Consider the following 22,676-nt stretch of genomic DNA (forward strand, 5'->3'; position numbering starts at 1 on the left):
ACCGGCAAGGGGCCGCTAGGTGATCGTCACGGGATGCCGGACGACCGCGCCGAAGAGGTAACCGAGGGTGTTGTACGGAGCGGTCGCGGGCTGTCCGGCGCCGGTCTCGTCCACCGCGCGCGCGAGCAGCTCGTACCGTCCCGGGGCCTTGGGCCGCCAGGGGAACTCCCAGCGCACCCATCCCCGCGCGGGGTGCGGCCCGGACGTCCGGGCGCGCCGCCAGGTGGCGCCGCCGTCCACGCTCACCTCGACCCGCCGGATCCGCCCGTTGCCCGACCAGGAACGCCCGGTCAGCACGTGCGTGCGGTGGACGGCGAGCCGGGCCTCCCACGGGAGCTCGAAGGCGCTCTTGACGTTCATCCGGGTGAGCGGAGCGCTGCCCTCGGGGGGATGGTCCGGCCCGAACAGCCGGTAGTAGCGCGTGTTCCACGGTGAGAACAACGGCCTGTCCGATACCTCGATGTCGCCGAGCCACTTGATGGAGGCGATCCCCACCCACGAGGGCACGACGAGGCGGACGGGGTAGCCGTGGTCAGGAGCGAGGGGTGCGCCGTTCATCTCGTACGCGAGCAGCACGTCCTTGAGCGCCTTGGCGACCGGAAGCGGACGGCGGACGCGGCCGAGGTTCTCACCCTTGTCGACGTACTCGGGGTCGAGGCCGCGGGGGAGCAGGTCCACCGCGCGACGGGTCAGCCCCGCGCGTTCCAGCACGGTCGACAGCGGGACGCCGCGCCAGCGCGCGACGCCGACGGCGCCGAGCCTCCACGGCGTGCCGGAGACCTGCTGCCCCTGCTGCGAGGCGTAGAAGGCGCGGCCGTTGCCCGTGCACTCGATGAACGCGGTGATGGTCTCGGCGCGCAGCCCGAGCAGGTCCTCGTACGAGAACTCGATCGGCCGGTCGGCGCCCGGCGAGCCGCGCAGGCCGCTGCCCCACAGCCGGAGCCGCCACGTGCCCGCGTCGATGAGCGGCGTGGCGACGTGGTTGCGGACGAAGAAGCGGTCGACCGGCGTGTGCTGACCGGTGCCCTTGAGCGCTTCCCAGCGGGTCTCGGCGTTCGTTCCGTGCGCGATGAACAGCTCGGGCGGCAACGGCTTGACGATGGGACCGTCGCCGGCCGCGAGGCCCGTTCCCGCGCGGGCCATTCCCGTGCCCGCGAGCGCGGCGCCGAGGCCCGCGCCCGCGGCGGCCCGGAACACGCCGCGGCGGGACAACCGTTGTTCGGCGCGTACGCGCTCGTAGGTGGCCTCATCGGTGAGGTCAGGCTCCATGGATCAGATCGTGGTCCAGGAATCCCTATAAAGTCAACTGTACATATCGGAAAAGTGGCGACCACAAGCCGGGATCGGCGATGGGTAGCCTGAGGGCGTGACGCGAATCGCGGCGAACGGCGCGCCCGGCGCGGAGTCCGGCATCGAGTCGCCCGGCGACCTGCTGCGGCTTTTGGACGGGCACGCCTACCTGGCCGACGAGGGCCTGGCCACGGCGGGTTTCCTCGCCCTGCGGATGCGGCGGCCGCTGTTCCTCGAAGGGGAGGCCGGCGTCGGCAAGACCGCGCTGGCCAGGGCGCTCGCCGCGGTCCTCGACGCGCCGCTGATCCGCCTCCAGTGCTATGAGGGACTGGACGCGGCGCAGGCGCTGTACGACTGGGACTTCCCGCGCCAGCTGCTGCATCTACGCGCCGCCGAGGCGGCCGGGATCGACGACGTCGAACGCCTGGAGGGCGAGCTCTACGACCGGCGTTTCCTGCTCGCACGGCCGCTGCTGCGGGCGCTGGAGACCGTGCCGAGCGTGCTGCTGGTCGACGAGGTCGACCGCGCCGACGACGAGTTCGAGGCGTTCCTGCTGGAGGTGCTGAGCGAGTTCACCATCTCCGTGCCCGAGCTCGGGACCGTGCGGGCCGAGGTGCCGCCGGTCGTGGTCGTCACGTCCAACCGCACCCGCGAGGTGCACGACGCCCTCAAGCGCCGCTGCCTCTACCACTGGCTTGAGCACCCCTCCTACGAGCGCGAGGTCGCCATCCTCCGGCGCCGCCTGCCCGGTGTCGCCGCCCGGCTGGCGGGCCAGGTCGCCCACGCGGCGCAGCGGCTGCGCGCCGAGGATCTGCTCAAGCCGCCCGGGGTCGCCGAGAGCCTGGACTGGGCCGAGGCGCTGGTCGCGCTCGGCGCTCGCGAGCTCGATCCGGGGATGGCGGCGGTCACCCTCGGCGCGGTGCTGAAGTACCGCGACGACCAGGAACGCGTCGTCAAGCACGGCCTGGCCGCCCTTCTTGACGGCGGGTAGGGGCGGCACGCATGCGGGACGGCACCGAGACGATCATCGGCTTCGCCCGGACGGTGCGCGCGGCGGGCGGTCCCGCCGACACCGAACGGGTGCGGGCGATGCTGAGCGCGCTCGACCACCTGGACGTGCTCGATCCGTCCGACGTCTACTGGGCCGGCCGGTTCACGCTGTGCGCCGGGCCGGACGACCTCGCCCGCTACGACCGCTGCTTCGCGGCCTACTTCGGCGGTCGCACGGCCCGTTCCGCGCGCCGCGTTCCGCCGCCGGCCGTCCGGCGCCACATGGTGGTTCCAGGCCCGCGGGCCTCCGCGGGTGAGGAACGGGCGACGGACGTGCGCCTCACCACCGCCAGCGGCGTGGAAGTGCTGCGCAACCGCGACGTGACACGGCTCAACGCCGCCGAGCGCGCCGAGGTCCACCGGCTCATCGCGCTGCTGTCCGCGACGGCCCAGCGCCGCCGGTCGCGCCGCTTCGCCCCGGCTACCGGAGGCCGCCTCGATCCCGGCCGGACCGTGCGCGAGGTGCTGCGCCGCGGCGGGGAGATCTCGGCGCTGCGCCACCGGACGCACCGGACGAGGCCGCGCCGCGTGGTGCTCCTCGTCGACGTCAGCGGGTCGATGAGCCCGTACGCCGACGCGCTGCTGCGCTTCGCGCACGCCGCGGTCCGGGCCGGCGGCCGGAGCGTCGAGGTGTTCAGCGTGGGAACGCGCCTGACCCGTGTCACCCGCGAGCTGCGGCACCGCGACCCCGACGCCGCGATGGCGGCGACGTCCGCCGCGATCCCCGACTGGAGCGGCGGCACGCGGCTGGGCGCGGAGCTCAAGGAGTTCCTCGACCGGTTCGGCCAGCGGGGCCTGGCCCGGGGCGCCGTGGTGGTCATCGCCTCGGACGGCTGGGAACGCGGCGACGCCGGGCTGCTCGGCGCCCAGATGGCACGGCTGCACCGGCTCGCCCATCGGGTGGTGTGGGCCAACCCGCACAAGGCCCGGCCGGGCTACGAACCGCTGACCGCCGGGATGGCCGCCGCCCTGCCCCACATCGACGACTTCACCGCCGGGCACAGCCTCGGCGCGCTGGAGGAACTGGCCAGGGTGATCGGCACCTCGACGGGCGGGAAGGGGCGCTGACGATGCGTGACGTGCTCGATGACATCGTGCGCTGGTTCGAGTCCGGCGAGACGTTCGGCCTGGCAACGGTCGTCAACACCTTCCGCAGCGCGCCGCGGCCGCCGGGCGCGGCGATGGCAGTGTCGGCCTCCGGCGAGGTGGCGGGCAGCGTTTCCGGCGGATGCGTCGAGGGCGCCGTGTACGACCTGGCCCAGTCGGTGATCGGGTCCGGCGAGCCGGTGCTGCGGCGGTACGGGGTGAGCGATGACGACGCGTTCGCGGTGGGTCTCACCTGTGGCGGCATCCTCGACATCCTCGTCGAGCCGGTCGGGCCCGCGACCTTTCCGGAGTTCGGGGCGGTCGCCGCCGCCATCGCGGCGCGCGAGCCGGTGGCCGTGGCCACCGTGGTGGCCGGACCGGGCCGGGTGGGCGCACGCCGGATCGTGTGGCCCGGGCACTCCGCCGGATCGCTGGCGCCGGGCGCCCCGTACGCCGCCCGGCTGGACGACGCGGTCGACGACGACGCGCGCGGCATGCTCGCGCAGGGCCTGACCGGGCAGCGGCACTACGGGCGCGAGGGCGAGCGGCGCCTCGACGAGCTCACGGTGTTCGTGCACAGTTTCGCGCCGCCGCCGCGCCTGCTGGTCTTCGGCGCGATCGACTTCGCCGCGGCGGTGGCCAGGATCGGCAAGTTCCTCGGCTACCACGTGACCGTCTGCGACGCCCGGGGCGTGTTCGCGACGCCCAAGCGGTTCCCCGACGCCGACGAGGTCGTGGTCAAGTGGCCCCACAAGTTCCTCGGCGAGACCGAGGTGGACGCGCGGACGGCCATCTGCGTCCTCACTCACGACCCGAAGTTCGACGTGCCGCTGCTGGAGGTCGCGCTGCGCACCCCGGCGGGCTACATCGGGGCCATGGGATCGAGGCGCACCCATGACGACCGGCTGAAACGGCTGCGCGAGGCGGGCCTCGGCGACGCCGAGCTGGCGCGGCTGCGGTCGCCGATCGGCCTCGATCTCGGCGCCCGCACGCCCGAGGAGACGGCGGTCTCGATCGCGGCCGAACTGATCCAGCTGCGCTGGGGAGGTTCGGGCCGTCCGCTGACCGACACCAGCGGCAGGATCCACGGCGAAACCGGCTGAGAGGGCTTACCCTCTCGGGATGACCTTGCATGGTGAGGTGCCTCCGGCCGGTTTGCTGCTGGCCGCGGGAGAGGGCAGTCGGCTCGGCCGGCCCAAGGCACTGGTGGAGCTCGGCGGCGAACGCCTCGTCGACCGCGGGGTGCGCATGTTGCGGCAGGCGGGCTGCTCGCCGGTGATCGTGGTGACGGGCGCCGCCGAGCTGGAGGTCATGGGCGCGGTCGTGGTGCCCAATCCGGACTGGTCCACCGGCATGGGGTCCTCGCTGCGCACCGGGCTGGCCGCGCTGCCGCCCGCCTGCCCCGCCGTCGTGGTGGCGCTGGTCGACCAGCCCCGGGTCACCGCCGCGGCCGTGCGGCGCCTGATCGAGGCCTACGACGGCGGCGCCGAGGTCGCGGTCGCCACGTACGGCGGCGAGCGGCGCAACCCGGTGCTCTTCGTCCGCGCCCATTTCGCGGCGGTCGCGGAGGCGGCCGAGGGAGACCTGGGCGCCCGGCCGTTCCTGCGCGCCCACCCCGGCCTGGTGACCGCGGTGCCCTGCGCGGACGTCGCGTCGCCCGACGACATCGACACCCCCGAAGATCTGGCCTCCTTCACCGACTGAGCCCGGCACCCGGGGACGTGAAGGTCTTGCCGGAACGGCGGTTCGGTGGTACTTGGGATCATGAGCACTCATCACCTGTCCCGGCGGGCCGCGTTGCTCGGGCTGCCGGCGGCGGGGTTCGCCGCCGCGTGCCAGGGCGGCTCGGCGGCCACCGGCGACCACCGGGCGCTGACGCGCGACGAAGAGCGCAGCCTGAAGACGCTGCGCCTGATCGACGCCGGCCACCCGCTCTTCGCGATGACGTTGTACGGGCCGTACGATCCGCTGGGCAAGATCACGTCCCCGCCACCGGCCACGGCGTTCGCCTGCTCGCTGTTCCTGGCGGGGGCGGGGCCGCGCGGGCCGCTGTTCGGGCGCAACTTCGACTGGCGTCCCAGTCCGGCCCTGCTGCTGACCACAAGGCCGTCCAACGCGCCCACCTCGCTGTCGTTGGTGGACATCTCCTATCTCGGGATCGACCAGGAGGCGGCCAAGCGGCTCATGGGGGACGCGCGGCTGCAGCGGTCACTCCTGCAGGCGGTGAGGATTCCGTTCGACGGGATGAACGAGCACGGGCTGGCCGTCGGCATGGCCGCGGTGGCCACGGCGGATCCGCCCAAGGTCCCCGGCCGCCAGGCGGTGGGCAGCGCCCGCATCCAGCGGCTCGCCCTCGACCAGGCCCGGACCGTGGACGAGGCGGTCGCGGTCTTCCGCCGCTACAACGTCGAGTTCGAGCCGGGCGAGGTGCCCCTGCACTATCTGCTGGCCGACGCGCGCGGCAAGGCGGCGGCCATCGAGTTCGTCGACGGGGAGCTGAAGGTGATCCCGAGCGCGGGCGGCTGGCACGACCTGGTCAACTTCGTGCTCTCGACCGCGGACGAACGCGAGCGCCGGGCGGACGACCGCTACCGGGCGATCGCCGACAGGATGCGCCGGACCGGCGGCAGCCTCGATCCGGCCGGAGCGATGGACCTGCTCTCGGAGGTGGCGCAGGGGCACACGCGCTGGTCGGCCGTGTACGAGCTGCGCCACGGCGAGCTGAGCCTCGCGCTTGGCCGCGACTACCGGAAGATCCGCCGTTACAAGCTCGCGGCCTGACCCGCCGGCACTCGCCGGGGCCGCTATTGCGGGAGCACGCTCTCGTCCAGGGCGCCGCAGTCGACGGCGCGCCGCAGCCGGGCGGTGAGCGCCCTGATCGTGGCCGGCTCGTCCAGCACGCCGTCGTCCCCGCCCGCCGCCTGCTCCTGCCACGCCCGTACCCGGCCGATGACCTCGTCGACGCCGCTCAGGTGGAAGGCGTAGACGGCGGCGTAACGGCTGGGCAGGTGCGCCGGATGCAGATCCCAGCCCTGGTAGAACCCGTGCTGCAACGAGTGCCGCACGTGCGCCGCGTGCACCGACCAGGCCTGGTTGACCTCGTCCGGGCCGTCGTTGCGCGGGATGACGTTGGTGGACCCGTCCGACAGGCGGATGCCGGTGCCGGCGAGCGAGACCTGCATGGCGTGCCGGGCGAAGTCGCAGGCCGGATGGTCGAGGCGCTGCTCGGCGGGCGGCAGTCCGACGGCCGCGGTGTAGTCGAACACGCCGAAGTGGGCGGCCGCCATGCGGCCTCGCGCGGCCTCGGCGATCGCGCGCAGGCCGAAGCGCCCCTCGTGGTCGATCACCGCCTCGGTGGTCTCGACCTGGACCTCGAACCGCAGGATGCCCTCGGGCAGGCCGAGCGCGGTCTCCAGCCGTTCCAGATAGTCCACGAAGATCACGACGTGCTCGGCCATGACCACCTTGGGAAAGGTGATCGTGAAGCCGCCGGGCAGCCGGCCGAGCCGGTCCCGCAGCGCGGTGAGGAAACCGTCGAGCGTCCGCATGGCGCGCTCGTGGCCCCCGTCGGCGAACGACTTGACCCGCAGCCCCCAGTAGTGCGGCAGGCCCTTGGCGTTGTAGGCGGTGGCGACGGCCTCGACCACCTGGGCGACGTGGCCGTCCTCCTCCGCGTCGGAGCGGACGCCGTAGCCGTCCTCGAAGTCGATCCGCACGTCCTCGATCGGCTCGCTCGCCAGCTTGGCGGCCACCCGTTCCCGGACCAGCCCGGCGATCTCCGGCTCGATGCCGAACGCGGTGCCGAACGAGCCGGCGCCGGGGGTGTGGGTGTTGAGCAGCCGCAGCGCCTCGGCGCCGAAGTCGGCGGGCGTGGAGCGCGAGAAACGGTCGGCCGGCACGTAGACGGTGTGCACCGGCTGCCGGCCCGAGGGCGGTCCCGGGAAGTGCGCGGCGTGCTCGGCGGACACGGCGGCCACGCGCTCGGACAGATCATCGATCGAGGTAACGCTCAGGTTCACCCCGCAATGATCCCCCAAGATCCGTCCCGCTGGAAACCGTGCGGCCCGGTGCCGGCGGGCACCGGGCCGCCCTGTCCCGAACCGGTCGGCGGACCCGCGGGCGTCAGGCAGGGGTGTAGTGCGCGGCCTCGTCGCCCTCCAGGAGCCGGCTCTCCCGCCCGTCCGCGCCGACGGGAGCGTCACCGGCCACCGTGACACGGTGCAGGCGTCGTGGCAGGTCGCCGTAGTCGTCGGGTGCGTAGTGCTGGGTGATGCGGTTGTCGAAGATGATCAGGTCCCCCGGGGGCCAGGACCAGCGGAAGACGTTCTCCGGCCGGGTGACGTACGCCTGGAGGATCTCCAGGATCGCCCGGCTCTCGCGGTTGGACAGGCCCTCGACACGCTGCGCGAAGCAAGGTCAAGCTCAAGTGGGTCGGCAACACCATCAGCGGCCCGCAGGACATACAGTCCGCGGCCACCGGCCAGACCGACTTCGGCGGCGCGTTCAACGGCGCCGTCGTCAAGCTGCGGTCGGCGGGCGCGCCCGTCACCTCGGTGATCGGCTACTACGGCATCGACAAGGACGCCTACAGCGGCTTCTTCGTACCGGAGGAGAGCCCCGTCAAGGGGCCGCGCGACCTGCTCGGCAAGAAGGTCGGCATGAACACGCTCGGTGCCCACCACGAGGCCGTCCTCGACATCTACCTGCAGCGCGGCGGGGTGTCGCAGGCCGACGTCAAGAAGGTCGAGCCGCTGGTGGTACCGCCGGTCAACACCGAGCAGACGCTCCGCCAGAAGCAGATCGACGTCGGCGTGCTCGGCGGCATCTTCCGCGACAAGGCACTAGCCGCGGGCGGGCTCCGGAAGGTGTTCAGCGACCACGACCTGCTGGGCGCCCTCACCGCCGGGACGTACGTCTTCCGCGACGACTTCATCAAGCGTCACCCCGAGACGGTGAAGGCCTTCACCGCCGCGATCGCCAAGGCCATCGAGTGGTCGCGCACGACACCGCGCCGGCAGGTGATCGACCGTTTCGTCGCGATCGTCCAGAAGCGCAAGCGCAACGAGAGCCCCGAGGCGCTGAAGTACTGGAAGTCCTGGGGCGTCGCGGGCAAGGGCGGCGTCATCACCGACAAGGAGTTCTCCGTCTGGGCCACCTGGCTGGAGCAGCAGGGCCAGATCCCCAAGGGCGAGGTCAAGGTCCCCGACCTCTACACCAACGAGTTCAATCCCTATGCCGACGGCGGGGCCCGCGCATGACGGCGAAGATGACCATCGACCGGGTCCGCAAGACGTTCCCCGCCCGGGGCGGGGGCGAGTTCACGGCCCTGGACGAGACCACGTTCGACATCGCGGCGGGGGAGTTCGTTGTCGTGGTGGGCCCGAGCGGCTGCGGCAAGTCCACCCTCCTCGACCTGCTCGGCGGCCTCACCCGGCCGACCGCGGGGCGCGTCCTGCTGGACGGCGCGGAGATCACCGGCCCCGCGCTCGACCGCGGCATCGTCTTCCAGCAGTACGCCCTGTTCCCGTGGCGGACGGCGCGGCGCAACATCGAGTTCGGGCTGGAGGCCAAGCGCGTCCCGCGCCGCGAGCGCGCCGGGATCGCCGACCACTACCTGGAACTCGTCAGGCTCCAGGGCTTCGGCGACCACTATCCGCACGAGCTGTCGGGCGGCATGAAGCAGCGGGTGGCGATCGCCCGCAGCCTCGCCTACGACCCGGGCGTGCTGCTCATGGACGAGCCGTTCGCCGCCCTCGACGCCCAGACCCGCGACTCGCTCCAGGACGAGCTGCTGAGGATCTGGCGGGAGACCGGCAAGACGATCGTGTTCATCACGCACGGCATCGACGAGGCCGTCTATCTCGGCGGCCGGGTGGCCGTCCTGACGGCGCGGCCGGGCCGGGTGAAGGAGATCGTCGACATCGACCTCGGACCGCGTGACGCCACCGAGGACCTGCGTTCGACCCCGGAGTTCGCCGCGCACCGGCACCGGGTCTGGGAACTGCTGCGGGACGAGGTGCGGGCCGCCCAGCGGCTCGACGTCCCGCGCCCGCGAGAGGAGGCGATCAGCCTTGGCTAGCACCCTGGAGGCCCCCGCCGTCCGCACGGCGGAGAAGGAGGCGGCGCCGCGCCCCGGCCGGGGCGCGGACGCGGCCCGCCGGACCGCCGCGATCGCGGCCGGCGTCTCCCGCCGGACGGTCGCGGTCATCGCCTTCGTCGCGCTGTGGGAGCTGGCGCCCCGCGCCGGGCTCGTCGACCGCATCTTCCTGCCGCCGCTCTCGGAGGTGGCCCCGGCCCTGGGGGACCTCGCCGCGAACGGTCAGCTGTGGACCGACACCCGCGCCAGCCTGACCCGGTCGCTGAGCGGGTTCGTGCTGGCCATCGTCATCGCCGTCCCGCTCGGCCTGGTCATCGGCTGGTACAGGCCGGTCGCCGAGCTGCTCGGACCGCTGCTGGAGTTGTTCCGCAACACCGCCGCGATCGCGCTGCTGCCGGTCTTCATCCTGATCCTGGGCATCGGTGAGACGTCCAAGATCTCGATCGTGCTGTACGCGTGCACGTGGCCGATCCTGCTCAACACCATCAGCGCGGTCCGCACCGTCGACCCGACCCTGATCAAGTCGGCCCGCTCGCTCGGCCTGCCCGCGCCCCGCATCTTCCAGAAGGTCGTGCTGCCCGCCGCGGTGCCCACGATCTTCACCGGCATCCGGCTGGCCGGCGCCATCTCCGTGCTGATCATGATCGTGGCGGAGATGGTCGGCGCCAAGGAGGGCCTGGGCCACCTGATCAACGCCTCGCAGCAGAACTTCGCGATCAAGGACATGTACGCCGGGATCATCGCGATCTCGGTGCTCGGCCTGATCTTCAACCAGATCCTCGTCCAGCTCGAACGCCGGTTCACCCGGTGGCAGCGGTAGGAGCACGACCGATGACCGGCCCGGTCACCTCATGACGCGCGGATGCCCCAGGAGCCGGTGTGCCGGTCTCCCGGCTTCAGGTCGACGAGGTCGATGCCGGTGGCGAACGCGTTCGGCGGGCAGGTCATCGGCTCCACGCCGAGACCCTGGCGGCGGCTCGCGGCGGGGACCGTGTCCGCGGTGAAGACCTCCAGCCAGGGATGCGTGCCGTCCAGCCAGAAGGACGTGCCCCGGCGCGACCCGGCGAGGTGGACCCAGGCCAGCCCGTCGGCGTCGCGGGCCAGCCCGGTGTAGGCGTTGTCGATCTTCTGGTCGCCGAGCACGCGGCCGTCCCGCAGGTCGTACGGGGTGCCGGCGACCTGCTGGGGCGGCCCTTCCGGGATCATGCGGTCGTTCACCGGGAGATAGCGGTCGCCGGGGATCGTGACCGTGCAGGCGTCGAGCGGCTCGCCCACCGTGATGTAGGGATGGGCGCCGTGGCCGTACGGGGCGGTGCGCGAGCCGACGTTGACCGCGGTCACGCGGATGGTGAGGCCGCCCTCGGCGTCGAGCGAGTAGTCGGCCCGCAGATCGAGGTGGAACGGGTAGCCCGCCGAGCCGAGCAGCCGGTGCGTGAGCGTCACGCGGTCCGGGTGGCGCTCCGCGAGCCGCCAGGGCGACCAGCGCACCAGCCCGTGGATCGCGCAGTCGAAGGCCGGCTCGGAGACGTCGAGCTGGTAGTCCACGCCGTCGTAGGAGTAGCGGCCCCGGTCGACGCGGTTGGGCCAGGGGATCAGCAGCTGGCCGAACGCGGCCGGGGCGGGTTCGTCGGCGCCGTGGGTGAGGATCAGCGCGTTCCCGTCGTGGCACAGGCTGCGCAGGCCCGCGCCCGCCTCGGTGACGACGGCGCGGTAGGGCCCGGCGATGATCTCGTACTGGGCCCCGGTGGTCGGCTCGCTCATGATCAGAAAACTACCCGGCAGGGCGCCGGTGTCACCCGTGGCCCGCCAGCGCGTGCAGCGCCCGGGTAAAGATCTCGCCAGGCGGCTCGACCAGCCCGGCGCCGACCTGGCCGGTGCCCGCCTCCCGCCCGGCGATACCGGTGTCGATCACCGGCAGGATCCCGGTCCGCACGACCCTCGTCACGTCGATCCCGGTGGGCGTCCCCCGAAACGACAGCGGCGGCACCTGCAGAACCGGGTGCTCGGCCATGGTGATCTCGTACATCCGCCGCGTCGCCGCCAGCGCGTCGGGCACCTCGCCGCCCACGAACCGCACGATGGCCGGCGCCGCCGCGAGCGCGAACCCGCCCATCCCGACGGTCTCGGTGATGGCCGAGTCGCCGATGTCGGGGTTGGCGTCGGCCGGGCCGTACGAGGCGAGGTAGAGCCCGTCGGGCACGCCGGCCGGACCGGTGAACCACCGGTCGCCCGTACCCGAGACCTGGATGCCGAAGTCGGTGCCGTTGCGGGCCATCGCCACCACCAGGCTCGACCCGGGCACGTCGCGCGCGGCGTCCGCCGCGCACTTGGCCGCGGCCATGCCGACGTTGAGGAAGAAGTGGTCGTTGCCGCCGATGAAGCTCAGCACCCCGGCGAGGTCGGTCCGGGAGGCGTCGGCCGAGGTGAGCGCGGGCGCCAGCTCGCGCACCAGCAGCGAGGTCGCCGCCCGGTTGCGGTTGTGCAGCTCGTCGCCCATCTGCAGGGCCTGCGCCATGAGCGTGGTCAGGTCGAGGGGACCGTGCAGCCGTACCGCCTCGCGCAGCACCGGCCCGAGCACGGCGCCCATCCAGCGCAGCCGCTCGACGACCTCCGGCCCGTACGCGCCGTACCGCAGGACCTTGCCCAGCCCCTCGTTGAGCGAGCAGTACGCGGTGCCGCCGTGTTCGGCGTCCTTGACCACGAACATCCACATCGACGGGCTCACCACCCCGGCCATGGGCCCGACCGTGCTGTGATGGTGGCACGGCTCCAAAGTCGCCGTGCCTTGCCCGAGCGCCTTCGTCGCCTCCTCCGGGGTGCCGGCGAGCTCTTCCAGGAGCATCGCGCCGATGAGCGCGCCTCGCATCGGGCCGGACGCGCGCTCCCATTCCAGCGGCGGACCCGCGTGCAGGAAGGTCGCCTGGTCCAGGCCGAGTACCTCATGCGCGGGCAGGACGTCCACCAGCTGGGGCCGGGCGCTCAGCATGCGTCCTACGGCCTCGGCGTTGGCGCCGGTGTGCCGCGGGTCGCCGAGAACGGCGGCGAGGGACCCCTCGGTACCGGGGGGAGGGGGCCGCCAGTCGACCCGTTCGACCGGGACCGCCTGCTGGCGCAGTGCCTCGGCCAGCACGTCCACGCCCGCGGCGACGACGTGCGGCTCGCGGGTCAGCAGCCCGTTCAGGCGTGGCCGGGCCTCGCTCATGTCGCCCTCCGCGATGCGTCGCGTACGGCCTGCGCGTCAGCGCCGTCCCTCGCCCGGACCAGGCCCGCAGCGTGCCGGGCGGCGGCCGCGTTGGAGAGGAAGACCGTCGCTCCCGCCCGGCACAGCGCGTTCGCCTGCTGTTCGCGGCCCTGCGGGTCGGCGCGGGTGCCGCAGAGCGACACGACGGCGGCCAGGTCGTCGCGGTCGCGCAGGGCCCGCTCGACGGCCGGGGCGAGCGCGGCGGCGGGATCGGGATCGGCGCCGTACCCGAGCACCACGTCGAGCAGCAGCACGCCGCAGGCCGGATCGGCGGCCTGGTCGGCCAGTGCCGCCAGCCGCAGCGTCGGGTCGATCATCGGGTGGGGGCGGCCACGGGTGTAGGCGTCGTCGCCGAAGTCCACGAACGCGTGCCCGTGGGCGGCCAGGTCCCAGCCGAGCACGTCGCCGGCGATGGCCGCGGCCTCGTCGCGCAGCGTGCCGCCCGCGAACAGGCCCCGCAGGCCCGGCGCGAGCCGTTCGGGCGCCGGGGCGAGCCACGACGGCCACTGCGGCACCGGGCGGCCGAGGCGTTCGAGGGTCTCCTCCGCCGCCCGCGTCAGGTCGCCGTGCTCGCCGTGCTCACCGGGATGCGCGCCGTCGCCCGCACCGGGCAGGGCGAAGATCACCGGCGTGTCTACCCGCCGGGCGGCCTCGCGGATCAGGTCGGCGACCCTGGGCGCGGGCGGCTTGGACACCACGAGGATCACCTCGGTGGCCGGGTCGGCGTCCAGCGCGGCGAGCGCCGCCAGCGCCGACCGTCCGCTCACCCGCCGGGACAGGTCCCGGCCGCCGACGCCGAGCACATGGCTCACGCCGACGTCGGCCGCGTCCAGCAGGCACATCAGCTGCTGGGCGCCGGTGCCGGACGCGGCGACCATGCCCACCGGGCCGGGTTCGACCGCGTTGGCGAAGCCGAGTCCCGCGCCGCCGACCACCGCGGTCCCGCAGTCGGGGCCGAGCACGATCAGGCCCCGCCGGGCGGCGGTCTCCTTGAGCTCGATCTCCTGGTCGAGCGGCACGTTGTCACTGAAGATCATCACGTTCAGCCCGGCGTCGAGCGCGTCCATCGCCTCGGGGAACACGTGCGGGCCGGGCACCGACAGCAGGACGACGCTCGCCTCCGCCCGCGCCGCCGCCGCGGCCGTCGTCCGGGCCGGCGCGGCGTCCCGCCCGTTCTCGCCGCTCGCCGAGGCTGAACGCGCCGTTTCGCTCAGCAGGCCGTCGAGGGCCTGCCGCGCCTCGTCGAACGCGCCGTCCGCCGCGCGGATCGCCACCACCAGATCGCCGGGGCCCGTCCCGTCCGGGACCTCGAAGCCGAGTTGCCCGAGCAGATCGCGGTTGAGCTCGGTCGCCATCGCGACCATCGCGTCGGCCACGCCGGGCCGGTCGGCGAGCCGCCGGCTCACCCGCATCAGCGTGACGGAGTCGTGGTAGGCCCCCGGCCGCACCTCCACCCGGGACCTCAAGCCGTCGCTCTCCGATCGCGTCGGAGCCGCTCGGGGGTGCGCGGAGGGTCGTCGCCTCTCGGGAAATGGCGCTCGTGGGACGCCGCGGTCGCCAGCCGCAGGGCGGCGCGGCAGCCGGCGAGCACGCCCCAGGCGAGGTCGGCGCCGGAGGTGTGCCCGGCGGCGAGCAGGCGACGGACGGCGGGTGCCGGCGGCTCCTGCCCGGCCACGCCGCGCAGCACGGCGGCGACCTCGGCGCCGGCCTCCCCGCCGGCGGCGCAGTGCAGGAGCGTCGCCGCCAGCGCTGTCGTCCGCGTGCCCGCGTCGGCGGTCACCGCGGCGCCCAGCCAGTCGGCCAGCCAGACGGCGGTGCCGCCGTGCCGGACCGCGCCGCCGACCAGGCGCAGCGAGACCAGCAGCCCGGCCAGGATGTCGTCGCCGCTGGGCGTCAGCCCGGGACCGAGGCCCACGATGCGTTCGGCGGCCTCGACCGCGTCGGCGAGGTCGCCGGTGGCGCAGTGCCGGGCGAGCAGGATCGGGTCGGGGTGGCCGGCGAGCCCGCAGCCGGCCGTGCCGCCCGCGGCGTCGAGCGCCTCCTCCAGCGCGCGCACCCCGCGGTCCAGCGCCGTCACCGAGAGCGTGCTCAGCACGGGGGAGGGCGCCCACCAGCGGCGGACCCGGACCTGGAGGCCGTCCATGTCGACCCGCCCGTCACCGACGAGGGCGTCCGAGCCCTCGCGGACGGCGCGGAACGGGCGTTCGCGGCTCGCGGCGACGACCACGACCGCGTTGGGCAGGCGCACCGCGTCGGAGCTGACCACGGCGACGACACGCGGCTCGGCGGCATCGCGCAGCTCCAGGTAGACGGCCGCGGGGAAGACCGCGATCACCCGCGCCGGCCGGCGCGGCGCGTCGACCAGGGGCCGCAGCGCGAGGCTCGCGGCGCCGGCCGCCGGTGGCCGCCGGCCGGGCCGTACGGACAACGGGATCGGGTCACGGACGACGGCTGTCACGGATCCTCCCGAGGCGGGAACGAGCGACCGCCGCGATCGGGAGTGGATGGGGCCGCCCGGCCTCTGCCGAGACGTTAGACCGGCGTTGTCGGCCGACGTATGGAGAAAACTGCCAAGACTGGTTGTCATCCTTCGTCTTTGTTGTCAGGGTTGATCGCAAAGCGGTAGCGATCACGCCATATCCGGCGATGTACGCACCGAAAGGCGAGGTGACCCCTGGCATGAGTTACACCACGGCGGACCCGGGCCCACCGGCCCTGAGGCTCGCGAGTACCGGAACACTGACGTACGGTCTGTCGGTCGGCGAAGTCCTGGGGGTGTCGACCCTGAACGGGGCTCGGCTCATCGCGGGACGCGCGGGACTCGAACGCATCGTGCAGCGGCTGAACGTGATGGAGGTCCCCGACATCCTGTCGTGGGTCAAGCCCAACGAACTGCTGCTGACCACCGGCTACCCCCTCCGCAACACCCCCCAGTCGCTCGACAATCTGGTCGCCGACCTCGACGAACGCGGCCTGGCCGCACTGGCGATCAAACTGGGCCGCTATCTGGAATCGCTGCCGCCCGAGATGATCGAGCAGGCCGACCGGCGCGGCTTCCCCCTGATCCTGCTGCCCAACGACGTGGGCTTCGACGACATCCTCAACCAGGTCCTGACCGACATCCTCAACCGGCAGGCCGCGGTCCTGGCCCGCACCGAGGAGGTCCACCGGGCGCTGGTGCAGATCGTGCTGTGCGGCGGAGGCCTCCAGGAGGTCGTCAACGAGGTCGCGTCGCTGCTCGACGTCGCGGTCGTCGTGCTGGACGCCGACCAGCGCGTGCTCGCCGGCGCCGGGCCCGAGGAGCACATCCAGGCCATGCGGGCCTTCAACGCGGTGGCCACCCACGGCGTGCCCCCGCAGGGCGGCAACCCCGCCCTGTCCGGAGGCGACCACATGATGGTGCCCGTGGTGGCGGGCGGCTTCGACCACGGCCGGATCCTCGCCTACAGCGTGAACGGCACGCTCCGCGAGACCGACCTCGGCATCCTCGAACGCGCCGCCACGGTGGCCGCGCTGGTCGTGACCAAGCAGCAGGCCGTCGCCGCCGTCGAGAGCAAGTACCGCGCCGACTTCCTGCGCGACATCCTGGCCGGGCGCGCCGGCGACGACGACCGCGTGGTGGCGCACTGTGCGGGATTCGGCTGGGACCTGGACCGTCCCGTCATGGTGGTGGTGGCCGAGCTGGACGGGCGTGCCCGGCCGGGCGACGCCGAGGGCCGCGCCGGTCGCCCGGCGGAGGCCGAGACCTCGGTGGCGCGCGGTCGCGGCGCGGACGAACGGCTGGCCCAGGAACGGCTCGCCGCCGCCTGGACGGCGGTCGTCCGCCGGCACGACCGCGGCGCGGCGGTGGCCAGCTTCGCGCACGAGGTCGTGGCCGTGGTCGGCGCCGACGCCGACGACGCGCTCGCCACGGGACCGGTCCAGACCATGCTCAAGGAGGCGAGCGCGCTGTTCGCCGAGCACCTGTCGGTCCGGCGCACGTTCTCCACCGGCATCAGCCGCACGGTCGGCTCGCCCGCGGCGCTGCCCGAGGCCTACGAACAGGCGGTGAAGGCCGTCCGGGTCGGCCGCCAGCTGCACGGCTCGGGCGCCCGCGCGCACTTCGACCAGCTCGGCGTCTACCGGCTGCTGAGCCTGGTCTCCGACCCCGAGGAACTGCACGCGTTCGTCCGGGAGACCCTCGGCGAGCTCGCGGGCGACGAGGAACCGGAACTGGTCGACCTGCGGCGGACCCTGCAGGTGCTGCTGGAGACCAACCTCAACGTGGCCGAGACTGCCCGCCGCCTGCACTTCCACTACAACACCCTGCGTTACCGCATCGGCAAGCTGGAACGGATGCTCGGCCCCTTCACCGAGGACGCGCATCTCCGGCTCAACCTCACGCTCGCGCTGCACGTGCTGCGCATGCGCGGGATCTGAGGGACCCTCGTGATTTAACACAGTCGTGATTTGAAACACACCTGGGTGGGGCATTCTCTTCACCGGAACGCTCCACGGGCGGAGACGCGGTCGCCGGTGGAGCGGTGAGGAGGGCGGCATGGCCATCGGCTGGAAGCTGCACGGCGACGGGAAGACCCCGCCGCCCGGCGAGGTGGTGCGTCCGGACGAGCGGCTGTCGTGGCCGCGCACCGCCGGGATCGGCGCGCAGCACGTGGTGGCGATGTTCGGGGCGACGTTCGTCTTCCCGATCGTGATGGGCCTGGACCCCAACCTCGCCATCATGATGTCCGGCGTCGCCACGATCCTGTTCCTGCTGATCGTGGGCGGCCGGGTGCCCAGCTACCTCGGCACCAGCGCCTCGTTCGTCGGCGCCGTCGCGGCCATCCGGGCCGCGGGCGGCAGCAGCGCGGAGGTCACCGGCGCGATCCTCGTCGCGGGTCTGGTCCTCGCGGCGGTGGGGCTGCTCATCCACTTCCTGGGCCCCGCCGTGATCCACGCGGTGTTCCCGCCGGTGGTCACGGGCGCGGTGGTCATGCTCATCGGCTTCAACCTCGCGCCGGTGGTCGCCGACGTCTACTGGCCGCAGGACCAGTGGGTGGCGTTGCTGACGCTCACGTTCGCGGTCCTGTGCGCGGTGCTGCTGCGCGGCTTCTGGGCCCGTATCGCCATCCTGCTGGCCCTGGTCTTCGGCTTCGCGCTCTCCTGGATCCTGGACAAGACCGCCGGCCAGATCACCTCGGCGATGCCCGGGCAGAACCTGCGCGACGCCGCCGGGAATACCTGCCCCCAAGAGACCGCGTACTGCGTCGCCACGTCCTTCCCCCACGACCGCGTGAACTTCGACGGCGTCAGGGCGGCGGACTGGTTCGGCTTCCCCGACCTGCACGGGCCCGACTTCAAGACCTCGGCGATCCTGCTCGCGCTGCCCGCCGTCATCGCGCTCATCGCCGAGAACACCGGGCACGTCAAGGCGGTCGCCGCGATGACCGGCGACGACCTCGACCCGGTGCTCGGCCGCGCGATCGCGGCGGACGGCGTCGGCACCGCCCTCGCGACGGCGGTCGGCGGCTCGCCCACCACCACCTACGCCGAGAACATCGGCGTCATGGCCGCGACCCGGATCTACTCGACGGCCGCGTACTACCTCGCCGCGGTCGTGGCGATCCTCTTCGGCCTGTGCCCGAAGTTCGGCGCGCTGGTCGCGGAGACCCCCGGCGGCGTGCTCGGCGGCATCACGGTCGTGCTGTACGGGATGATCGGCCTGCTCGGCGCGAAGATCTGGATCGAGAACCGCGTCGACTTCGGCGACCCGGTCAACCTCGTCCCGGTCGCCGCGGGCATCATCCTCGCCATCGGCAACGTCACCCTCACCATCACCGACGACTTCCCGCTCCAGGGCATCGCCCTCGGCACCATCGCCGTGCTCGTCGGCTACCACGCCCTCAACGCGGTCGCGGGCGCCCGGCGCGGACCCGACACCGGCGCCGGCGTGATCGCCCCGGAGGAGAAGGAGATAGGCGGCCCGGTCCGCCGACCTACAACGGAGTAGGAGCCAGGTGAAACCACCCCCCTTCGAGTACCACGCCCCCCGTACCCTCGACGAGGCACTCGGCACGCTGGCCGAGGCGGCCGGCGCGAAGGTGCTCGCGGGGGGCCAGAGCCTGATCCCGCTGCTCAACATGCGGCTCGCCGCGCCGCCGCATCTGGTCGACATCAACCGGATCGCCGCCCTCGACACGATCGAGGTGTCCGAACGGGGCGTGCTCGTCGGCGCGGTCGCCCGGCACACCGCGGTCGAACGGGCGGCGGACGCGGCGCGGGTGCAGCCGCTGCTGCGCCAGGCCGTCCGGCACGTCGCCCATCCCGTCATCCGCAACCGCGGCACGGTCGTCGGGAGCCTCGCCCATGCCGATCCCGCCGCCGAACTGCCCGCCGTGCTGTCGGTGCTCGGCGGGCAGGTCGAGGCGGCGTCGGCGCGGGGCACGCGGACGATCGCGGCCGGGGACTTCTTCCTGGGGCCGCTGGAGTCGGCGCTCGACCCCGACGAGCTCGCGGTCGCCGCGTTCTTCCCGGCGGCCGCGCCCCGTACGGGCACCGCGTTCCTGGAGACGGCCCGCAGGCACGGCGACTACGCCCTGGCCGGGGTGGCGGCGCTGGTCACGCTCGACGAGGATCTGCGGGTGAGCGGCGCCCGCGCCGGCTACCTGGGGGTGGACGCCGTGCCGCTCGTCCTGGACCTGGCCGAGCCGGCGGCGGCGGCGCAGGCGGGCCGCCCGCCGGGGACCCTCGACTGGTCCGAGGCCGCCGCGTTCGCCCGGGACAGGACCGAGCCCGAGAGCGACATCCACGCCGACGCCGACTACCGGCGTCACCTGGTCGGAGTGCTGACCGAGCGGGCGTTGCACGCCGCCACCGCCGCCGCCCTTGAGGGGGTCCGATGACGCACGACGTCGCGTTGACCGTGAACGGCGTGCACCGCGAGGCGCGGGTGCCCGCCCGGCGCCTCCTGTCGGACTTCCTGCGGCACGACCTGGGATTGACGGGCACGCACGTCGGCTGCGAGCACGGCGTGTGCGGGTGCTGCACCGTGCTCATGGACGGCGAGCCGGTGCGGTCGTGCCTGATGTTCGCCGTCACCGCGGCGGGGCACGACATCGTGACGGTGGAAGGGCTCGCGGCGCAGGACGGGACGATGTCGCCGGTGCAGCGGGCCTTCCAGGAATGCCACGGGCTGCAGTGCGGCTTCTGCACGCCGGGCTTCCTGTGCACGGTGACGGCCTTGCTGAGGGACAATCCGCGCCCCACCGACGACGAGGTGGTGGAGGGCATATCCGGCAACCTGTGCCGCTGCACGGGTTACCAGAACATCCTCAAGTCGGTGCACCGGGCCGCCGGCCTGCTCGCCGGGGAGGCGTGATGGGCACGCTCTTCGGTGAGCCGATCGTCCGGCGGGAGGACCCGAGGCTGCTGACGGGACAGGGCCGCTACCTCGACGACCTGGGGCGGGACGCCCTCGCGGCGGCCTTCGTCCGGTCGCCGCACGCGCACGCCCGCATCCTGGACATCGACGTCGAGGGCGCCCTCGACGTGGAGGGGCTCGTCGCCGTCTACACCTGGGAGGACCTGCCGGGCCGCGTCGGGGAGCCGCTGCCGCTGCTGATCCCGCACCCGTCGCTGACGCACGGCCGCACGGGGTACCCGCTCGCGCGCGACGTCGTCCGGCACGTCGGGGAGCCGGTCGTGATGGTCGTCGCCCGCGACCGCTATCTCGCCGAGGACGCGGCCGAACGCATCCGGGTGGACTACGAACCGCTGCCGCCCGTGGTCGGCATCGAGAACGCGGCGCGCGCCGACCATCTCGTGCACGACGACGTCCCGGGCAACGTGGGCGCCGTGCTCCGGCAGGAGACCGGGGACGTGGCCGCCGCCATCGAGAACGCCCCGCACGTACTGGAATTCCGGCTCGACATCGAGCGCAGCGCCTCGACCCCGCTGGAGGGCCGCGGCGTCTACGCGCGCTGGGACGCCGACGACGAGTCGCTGCGCGTCTACTCCTCGACCCAGGCGTCCACGAGCGTGCGGGCCGCGATCGCGGCGAAGCTCGGCCTGCCGCCCGGCAAGGTCGAGGTGATCGCGCCCGACGTCGGCGGCGGCTTCGGCGTCAAGATCATGCATCCGTGGCCGGAGGAGGTGCTCGTCCCGTGGGCGGCGCGGCTGCTCGGCCGCGAGCTCAAGTGGGCCGAGGACCGCCGCGAGCACTTCGTGTCCGCCGCGCACGAACGCGGCCAGGTGCAGTTCGTGAAGGCCGGCTTCGACGGCGCGGGCCGCATCCTCGGCTTGGACGTGCGGATCCTGCACGACCACGGCGCCTACACCCCGTACGGCGTCATCATCCCGATCGTCACCTCCACCCAGCTGCTCGGCCCGTACAAGATCGACGCCTACCGGGCGGAGGTCACCAGCCTCTACACCAACACCGTCATCGTCACCCCCTACCGCGGCGCGGGCCGCCCGCAGGGGGTGTTCTGCATGGAACGCACGATGGACCGGATCGCCGCCCACCTCGGCCTCGACCGCACCGAGGTGCGTGCCGCCAACTTGATCGGGCCGGACGAGTTCCCGTACGACCAGGGCCTGACGTTCCAGGACGGGCGGCCGCTGATCTACGACTCGGGCGACTACCCCGAGCTGCTCAGCAAGATCAAGGAGCTCATCGACTGGGACGGCTTCGCCGAGGTCCGCGCCGCCGCCGCCGCGAAGGGCCGCCGGATCGGTATCGGGCTCGGCTGCTACGTCGAGGGCACCGGCGTCGGACCGTACGAGGGCGGGCACGTCGAGATCGACTCGACCGGCCGGGTGAACGTGTCGACCGGGCTCACCTCGCAGGGCCAGGGCCACCAGACCGTCTTCGCCCAGATCGCCGCCGCCGAGCTCGGCGTCCCGATCGAAGACGTCCACGTCACCACCGGCGACACCCGCCGCTTCGGCTACGCCGTCGGCACGTTCGCCTCCCGCGCCGCGGTGATGAGCGGCAACGCGATCGCGCTCGCGAGCCGGAAGGTCCGCGAGAAGGCGCTGCGCATCGCCGCCGAGGCACTGGAGGCCGACCCCCGCGACCTCGACATCACCGACGGCCTGGTCCACGTGAAGGGTGACCCCGGATCGGCCATCTCCCTGCGCACCGTCGCGGTCCTGTCCAACCCGCTGCGCTACGCCTTCGACGAAGAAGCGGCCCGCGCCACCCAGTTCGCCGTGGGCGGCTCACCCGAGGACCCGCCGGTCGCGCCCGGTGACGAGCCCGGCCTGGAGGGCAGGGACTACTACTCGCCCGTCCGCTCCACCTTCGCCGCGGGCATGCACGCCGCCGTCGTCGAGATCGATCCGGACACCGCCGAGATCCGCGTCCTCCGCTACGCCGTCGTCCACGACTGCGGCCGCCTCATCAACCCGAAGATCGTGGAGGGCCAGATCCACGGGGGAGTCGCGCAGGGCATCGGCGGGGCCCTCTACGAGCGCATGGTGTACGACGAGTCGGGCCAGCTGCTGAACGCCTCGTTCATGGACTTCCTGATGCCCTACGCCACCGAGATCCCGCACGTCGAGACCGACCACCTGGAGACCCCCTCGCCGCTCAACCCCCTCGGCATCAAGGGCGCGGGCGAGGCCGGAGTGATCCCCGTCACCGCCGTCATCGCCTCCGCCATCGAAGACGCCACCGCCGTCCCGATAGACCGCATGCCCCTGTCCCCCTCCGAACTCTTCCACCTGATGCGCGAACCGGAGGAGGAGCGCGAGGTCTCCAACCTCAACCCCGCACGCGAGCGCGCTACCTGAGCGGGGAGCGAGCCGCAGGCGAGCTCCCCGCGAAGATCGCGAAGCGATGTCGCGCTCGCCGCTTTCGCGGTTTGGGTCTGAGCCGCCAGGCGAAGACCCAAGGCCGCGAAAGCAGATCAACACAGCCGCCAGGCGAGG

Annotated in this window: 20 protein-coding genes; 13 read left to right on the top strand and 7 right to left on the bottom strand. The window is 73.2% G+C overall.

Annotated features, from left to right (window positions below):
• Positions 1 to 15 precede the first annotated feature (15 nt).
• Positions 16 to 1,269 carry a sulfite oxidase gene (locus ABD333_RS04635; protein ID WP_344537948.1) on the bottom strand — a complete coding sequence of 418 codons (1,254 nt, stop codon included), beginning with the start codon at positions 1,267 to 1,269 and terminating at the stop codon, positions 16 to 18.
• Positions 1,270 to 1,375: 106 nt separating this feature from the next.
• On the opposite strand from ABD333_RS04635, the gene ABD333_RS04640 reads away from it, so the two are divergent.
• From ABD333_RS04640 to ABD333_RS04660, 5 genes are read left to right on the top strand one after another with little or no spacing between them, the layout of a single operon-like run.
• Positions 1,376 to 2,281: an AAA family ATPase gene (locus ABD333_RS04640; RefSeq protein WP_410558463.1), complete on the top strand. Its 906-nt coding sequence runs from the start codon at positions 1,376 to 1,378 to the stop codon at positions 2,279 to 2,281.
• An 11-nt stretch (positions 2,282 to 2,292) separates the two neighbouring features.
• The gene (locus tag ABD333_RS04645; protein WP_344537950.1) at positions 2,293 to 3,408 is read left to right on the top strand and encodes a vWA domain-containing protein; all 1,116 of its coding nucleotides are present in this window, start codon (positions 2,293 to 2,295) and stop codon (positions 3,406 to 3,408) included.
• Positions 3,409 to 3,410: 2 nt separating this feature from the next.
• Entirely contained in the window at positions 3,411 to 4,529 is a 1,119-nt protein-coding gene (locus ABD333_RS04650) for an XdhC family protein (protein ID WP_344537952.1), read from the top strand.
• Between the two features lie 19 nt (positions 4,530 to 4,548).
• Positions 4,549 to 5,130 carry a nucleotidyltransferase family protein gene (locus ABD333_RS04655; RefSeq protein WP_344537954.1) on the top strand — a complete coding sequence of 194 codons (582 nt, stop codon included), beginning with the start codon at positions 4,549 to 4,551 and terminating at the stop codon, positions 5,128 to 5,130.
• Positions 5,131 to 5,190: 60 nt separating this feature from the next.
• Complete coding sequence (locus ABD333_RS04660) at positions 5,191 to 6,207, top strand: carcinine hydrolase/isopenicillin-N N-acyltransferase family protein (protein ID WP_344537956.1); 1,017 nt, start codon at positions 5,191 to 5,193, stop codon at positions 6,205 to 6,207.
• Between the two features lie 23 nt (positions 6,208 to 6,230).
• Here ABD333_RS04660 and ABD333_RS04665 read toward each other — a convergent pair whose 3' ends face one another.
• Complete coding sequence (locus ABD333_RS04665; RefSeq protein ID WP_344537958.1) at positions 6,231 to 7,445, bottom strand: DUF6986 family protein; 1,215 nt, start codon at positions 7,443 to 7,445, stop codon at positions 6,231 to 6,233.
• Between the two features lie 103 nt (positions 7,446 to 7,548).
• On the bottom strand, positions 7,549 to 7,815 hold the full coding sequence (locus tag ABD333_RS04670; protein WP_425546898.1) for a TauD/TfdA dioxygenase family protein: 267 nt from the start codon (positions 7,813 to 7,815) through the stop codon (positions 7,549 to 7,551).
• A 71-nt stretch (positions 7,816 to 7,886) separates the two neighbouring features.
• Here ABD333_RS04670 and ABD333_RS04675 point away from each other — a divergent pair, with 71 nt between their 5' ends.
• Genes ABD333_RS04675 through ABD333_RS04685 form a run of 3 tightly spaced genes read left to right on the top strand, consistent with a single transcriptional unit; the run spans position 7,887 to position 10,343 of the window.
• Complete coding sequence (locus tag ABD333_RS04675) at positions 7,887 to 8,684, top strand: ABC transporter substrate-binding protein (protein WP_344538848.1); 798 nt, start codon at positions 7,887 to 7,889, stop codon at positions 8,682 to 8,684.
• Complete coding sequence (locus ABD333_RS04680; protein WP_344537960.1) at positions 8,681 to 9,505, top strand: ABC transporter ATP-binding protein; 825 nt, start codon at positions 8,681 to 8,683, stop codon at positions 9,503 to 9,505. Before ABD333_RS04675 ends, ABD333_RS04680 begins: the two co-directional genes overlap by 4 nt.
• Complete coding sequence (locus ABD333_RS04685; RefSeq protein WP_344537961.1) at positions 9,498 to 10,343, top strand: ABC transporter permease; 846 nt, start codon at positions 9,498 to 9,500, stop codon at positions 10,341 to 10,343. Before ABD333_RS04680 ends, ABD333_RS04685 begins: the two co-directional genes overlap by 8 nt.
• Before the next feature lie 29 nt (positions 10,344 to 10,372).
• Here the strand turns inward: ABD333_RS04685 and ABD333_RS04690 are convergent, their stop codons facing one another.
• The 4 genes from ABD333_RS04690 to ABD333_RS04705 are packed head-to-tail and all read right to left on the bottom strand — an operon-like array spanning position 10,373 to position 15,222.
• Positions 10,373 to 11,284 (bottom strand): aldose 1-epimerase family protein, encoded by a 912-nt coding sequence (locus ABD333_RS04690; protein ID WP_344537963.1) that lies wholly within the window; start codon positions 11,282 to 11,284, stop codon positions 10,373 to 10,375.
• Between the two features lie 31 nt (positions 11,285 to 11,315).
• Positions 11,316 to 12,725, bottom strand: a complete 1,410-nt coding sequence (locus ABD333_RS04695; RefSeq protein WP_344537965.1) for a YlbE family protein — start codon at positions 12,723 to 12,725, stop codon at positions 11,316 to 11,318.
• Entirely contained in the window at positions 12,722 to 14,230 is a 1,509-nt protein-coding gene (locus ABD333_RS04700) for an AllF/FdrA family protein (protein ID WP_344537967.1), read from the bottom strand. The genes ABD333_RS04695 and ABD333_RS04700 overlap by 4 nt, the downstream gene beginning before the upstream one ends.
• Complete coding sequence (locus ABD333_RS04705) at positions 14,227 to 15,222, bottom strand: oxamate carbamoyltransferase subunit AllH family protein (protein ID WP_344537969.1); 996 nt, start codon at positions 15,220 to 15,222, stop codon at positions 14,227 to 14,229. Before ABD333_RS04705 ends, ABD333_RS04700 begins: the two co-directional genes overlap by 4 nt.
• Positions 15,223 to 15,443: 221 nt before the next feature.
• Between ABD333_RS04705 and ABD333_RS04710 the strand changes: the two genes are divergently transcribed.
• The 5 genes from ABD333_RS04710 to cutA all read left to right on the top strand — a co-directional run bounded on the left by ABD333_RS04710 (position 15,444) and on the right by cutA (position 22,538).
• Positions 15,444 to 17,183, top strand: coding sequence for a PucR family transcriptional regulator (locus ABD333_RS04710; RefSeq protein WP_344537971.1), 1,740 nt, complete (start codon positions 15,444 to 15,446; stop codon positions 17,181 to 17,183).
• Between the two features lie 118 nt (positions 17,184 to 17,301).
• A complete protein-coding gene (locus ABD333_RS04715; protein WP_344537973.1) occupies positions 17,302 to 18,753 on the top strand; it encodes a uracil-xanthine permease family protein in 1,452 nt (483 codons plus the stop codon).
• Positions 18,754 to 18,760: 7 nt separating this feature from the next.
• Positions 18,761 to 19,645 (top strand): FAD binding domain-containing protein, encoded by an 885-nt coding sequence (locus ABD333_RS04720; RefSeq protein WP_344537975.1) that lies wholly within the window; start codon positions 18,761 to 18,763, stop codon positions 19,643 to 19,645.
• Positions 19,642 to 20,121, top strand: a complete 480-nt coding sequence (locus ABD333_RS04725; RefSeq protein WP_344537977.1) for a (2Fe-2S)-binding protein — start codon at positions 19,642 to 19,644, stop codon at positions 20,119 to 20,121. Before ABD333_RS04720 ends, ABD333_RS04725 begins: the two co-directional genes overlap by 4 nt.
• The gene (gene cutA / locus ABD333_RS04730; protein ID WP_344537979.1) at positions 20,121 to 22,538 is read left to right on the top strand and encodes an aerobic carbon-monoxide dehydrogenase large subunit; all 2,418 of its coding nucleotides are present in this window, start codon (positions 20,121 to 20,123) and stop codon (positions 22,536 to 22,538) included. Before ABD333_RS04725 ends, cutA begins: the two co-directional genes overlap by 1 nt.
• Positions 22,539 to 22,676: the final 138 nt, after the last annotated feature.

The organism is Actinomadura fulvescens (assembly GCF_039533225.1).
GTDB classification, from domain to species: Bacteria; Actinomycetota; Actinomycetes; order Streptosporangiales; family Streptosporangiaceae; genus Spirillospora; species Spirillospora fulvescens.

Excerpts from the sequence above, each read along its gene's own strand:
- ABD333_RS04635 (WP_344537948.1), bottom strand. The coding sequence starts at position 1,269 with ATGGAGCCTGACCTCACCGATGAGGCCACCTACGAGCGCGTACGCGCC.
- ABD333_RS04645 (WP_344537950.1), top strand. The coding sequence starts at position 2,293 with ATGCGGGACGGCACCGAGACGATCATCGGCTTCGCCCGGACGGTGCGC.
- ABD333_RS04650 (WP_344537952.1), top strand. The coding sequence starts at position 3,411 with ATGCGTGACGTGCTCGATGACATCGTGCGCTGGTTCGAGTCCGGCGAG.
- ABD333_RS04655 (WP_344537954.1), top strand. The coding sequence starts at position 4,549 with ATGACCTTGCATGGTGAGGTGCCTCCGGCCGGTTTGCTGCTGGCCGCG.
- ABD333_RS04660 (WP_344537956.1), top strand. The coding sequence starts at position 5,191 with ATGAGCACTCATCACCTGTCCCGGCGGGCCGCGTTGCTCGGGCTGCCG.
- ABD333_RS04680 (WP_344537960.1), top strand. The coding sequence starts at position 8,681 with ATGACGGCGAAGATGACCATCGACCGGGTCCGCAAGACGTTCCCCGCC.
- ABD333_RS04690 (WP_344537963.1), bottom strand. The coding sequence starts at position 11,284 with ATGAGCGAGCCGACCACCGGGGCCCAGTACGAGATCATCGCCGGGCCC.
- ABD333_RS04695 (WP_344537965.1), bottom strand. The coding sequence starts at position 12,725 with ATGAGCGAGGCCCGGCCACGCCTGAACGGGCTGCTGACCCGCGAGCCG.
- ABD333_RS04710 (WP_344537971.1), top strand. The coding sequence starts at position 15,444 with ATGAGTTACACCACGGCGGACCCGGGCCCACCGGCCCTGAGGCTCGCG.
- ABD333_RS04715 (WP_344537973.1), top strand. The coding sequence starts at position 17,302 with ATGGCCATCGGCTGGAAGCTGCACGGCGACGGGAAGACCCCGCCGCCC.
- ABD333_RS04725 (WP_344537977.1), top strand. The coding sequence starts at position 19,642 with ATGACGCACGACGTCGCGTTGACCGTGAACGGCGTGCACCGCGAGGCG.
- cutA (WP_344537979.1), top strand. The coding sequence starts at position 20,121 with ATGGGCACGCTCTTCGGTGAGCCGATCGTCCGGCGGGAGGACCCGAGG.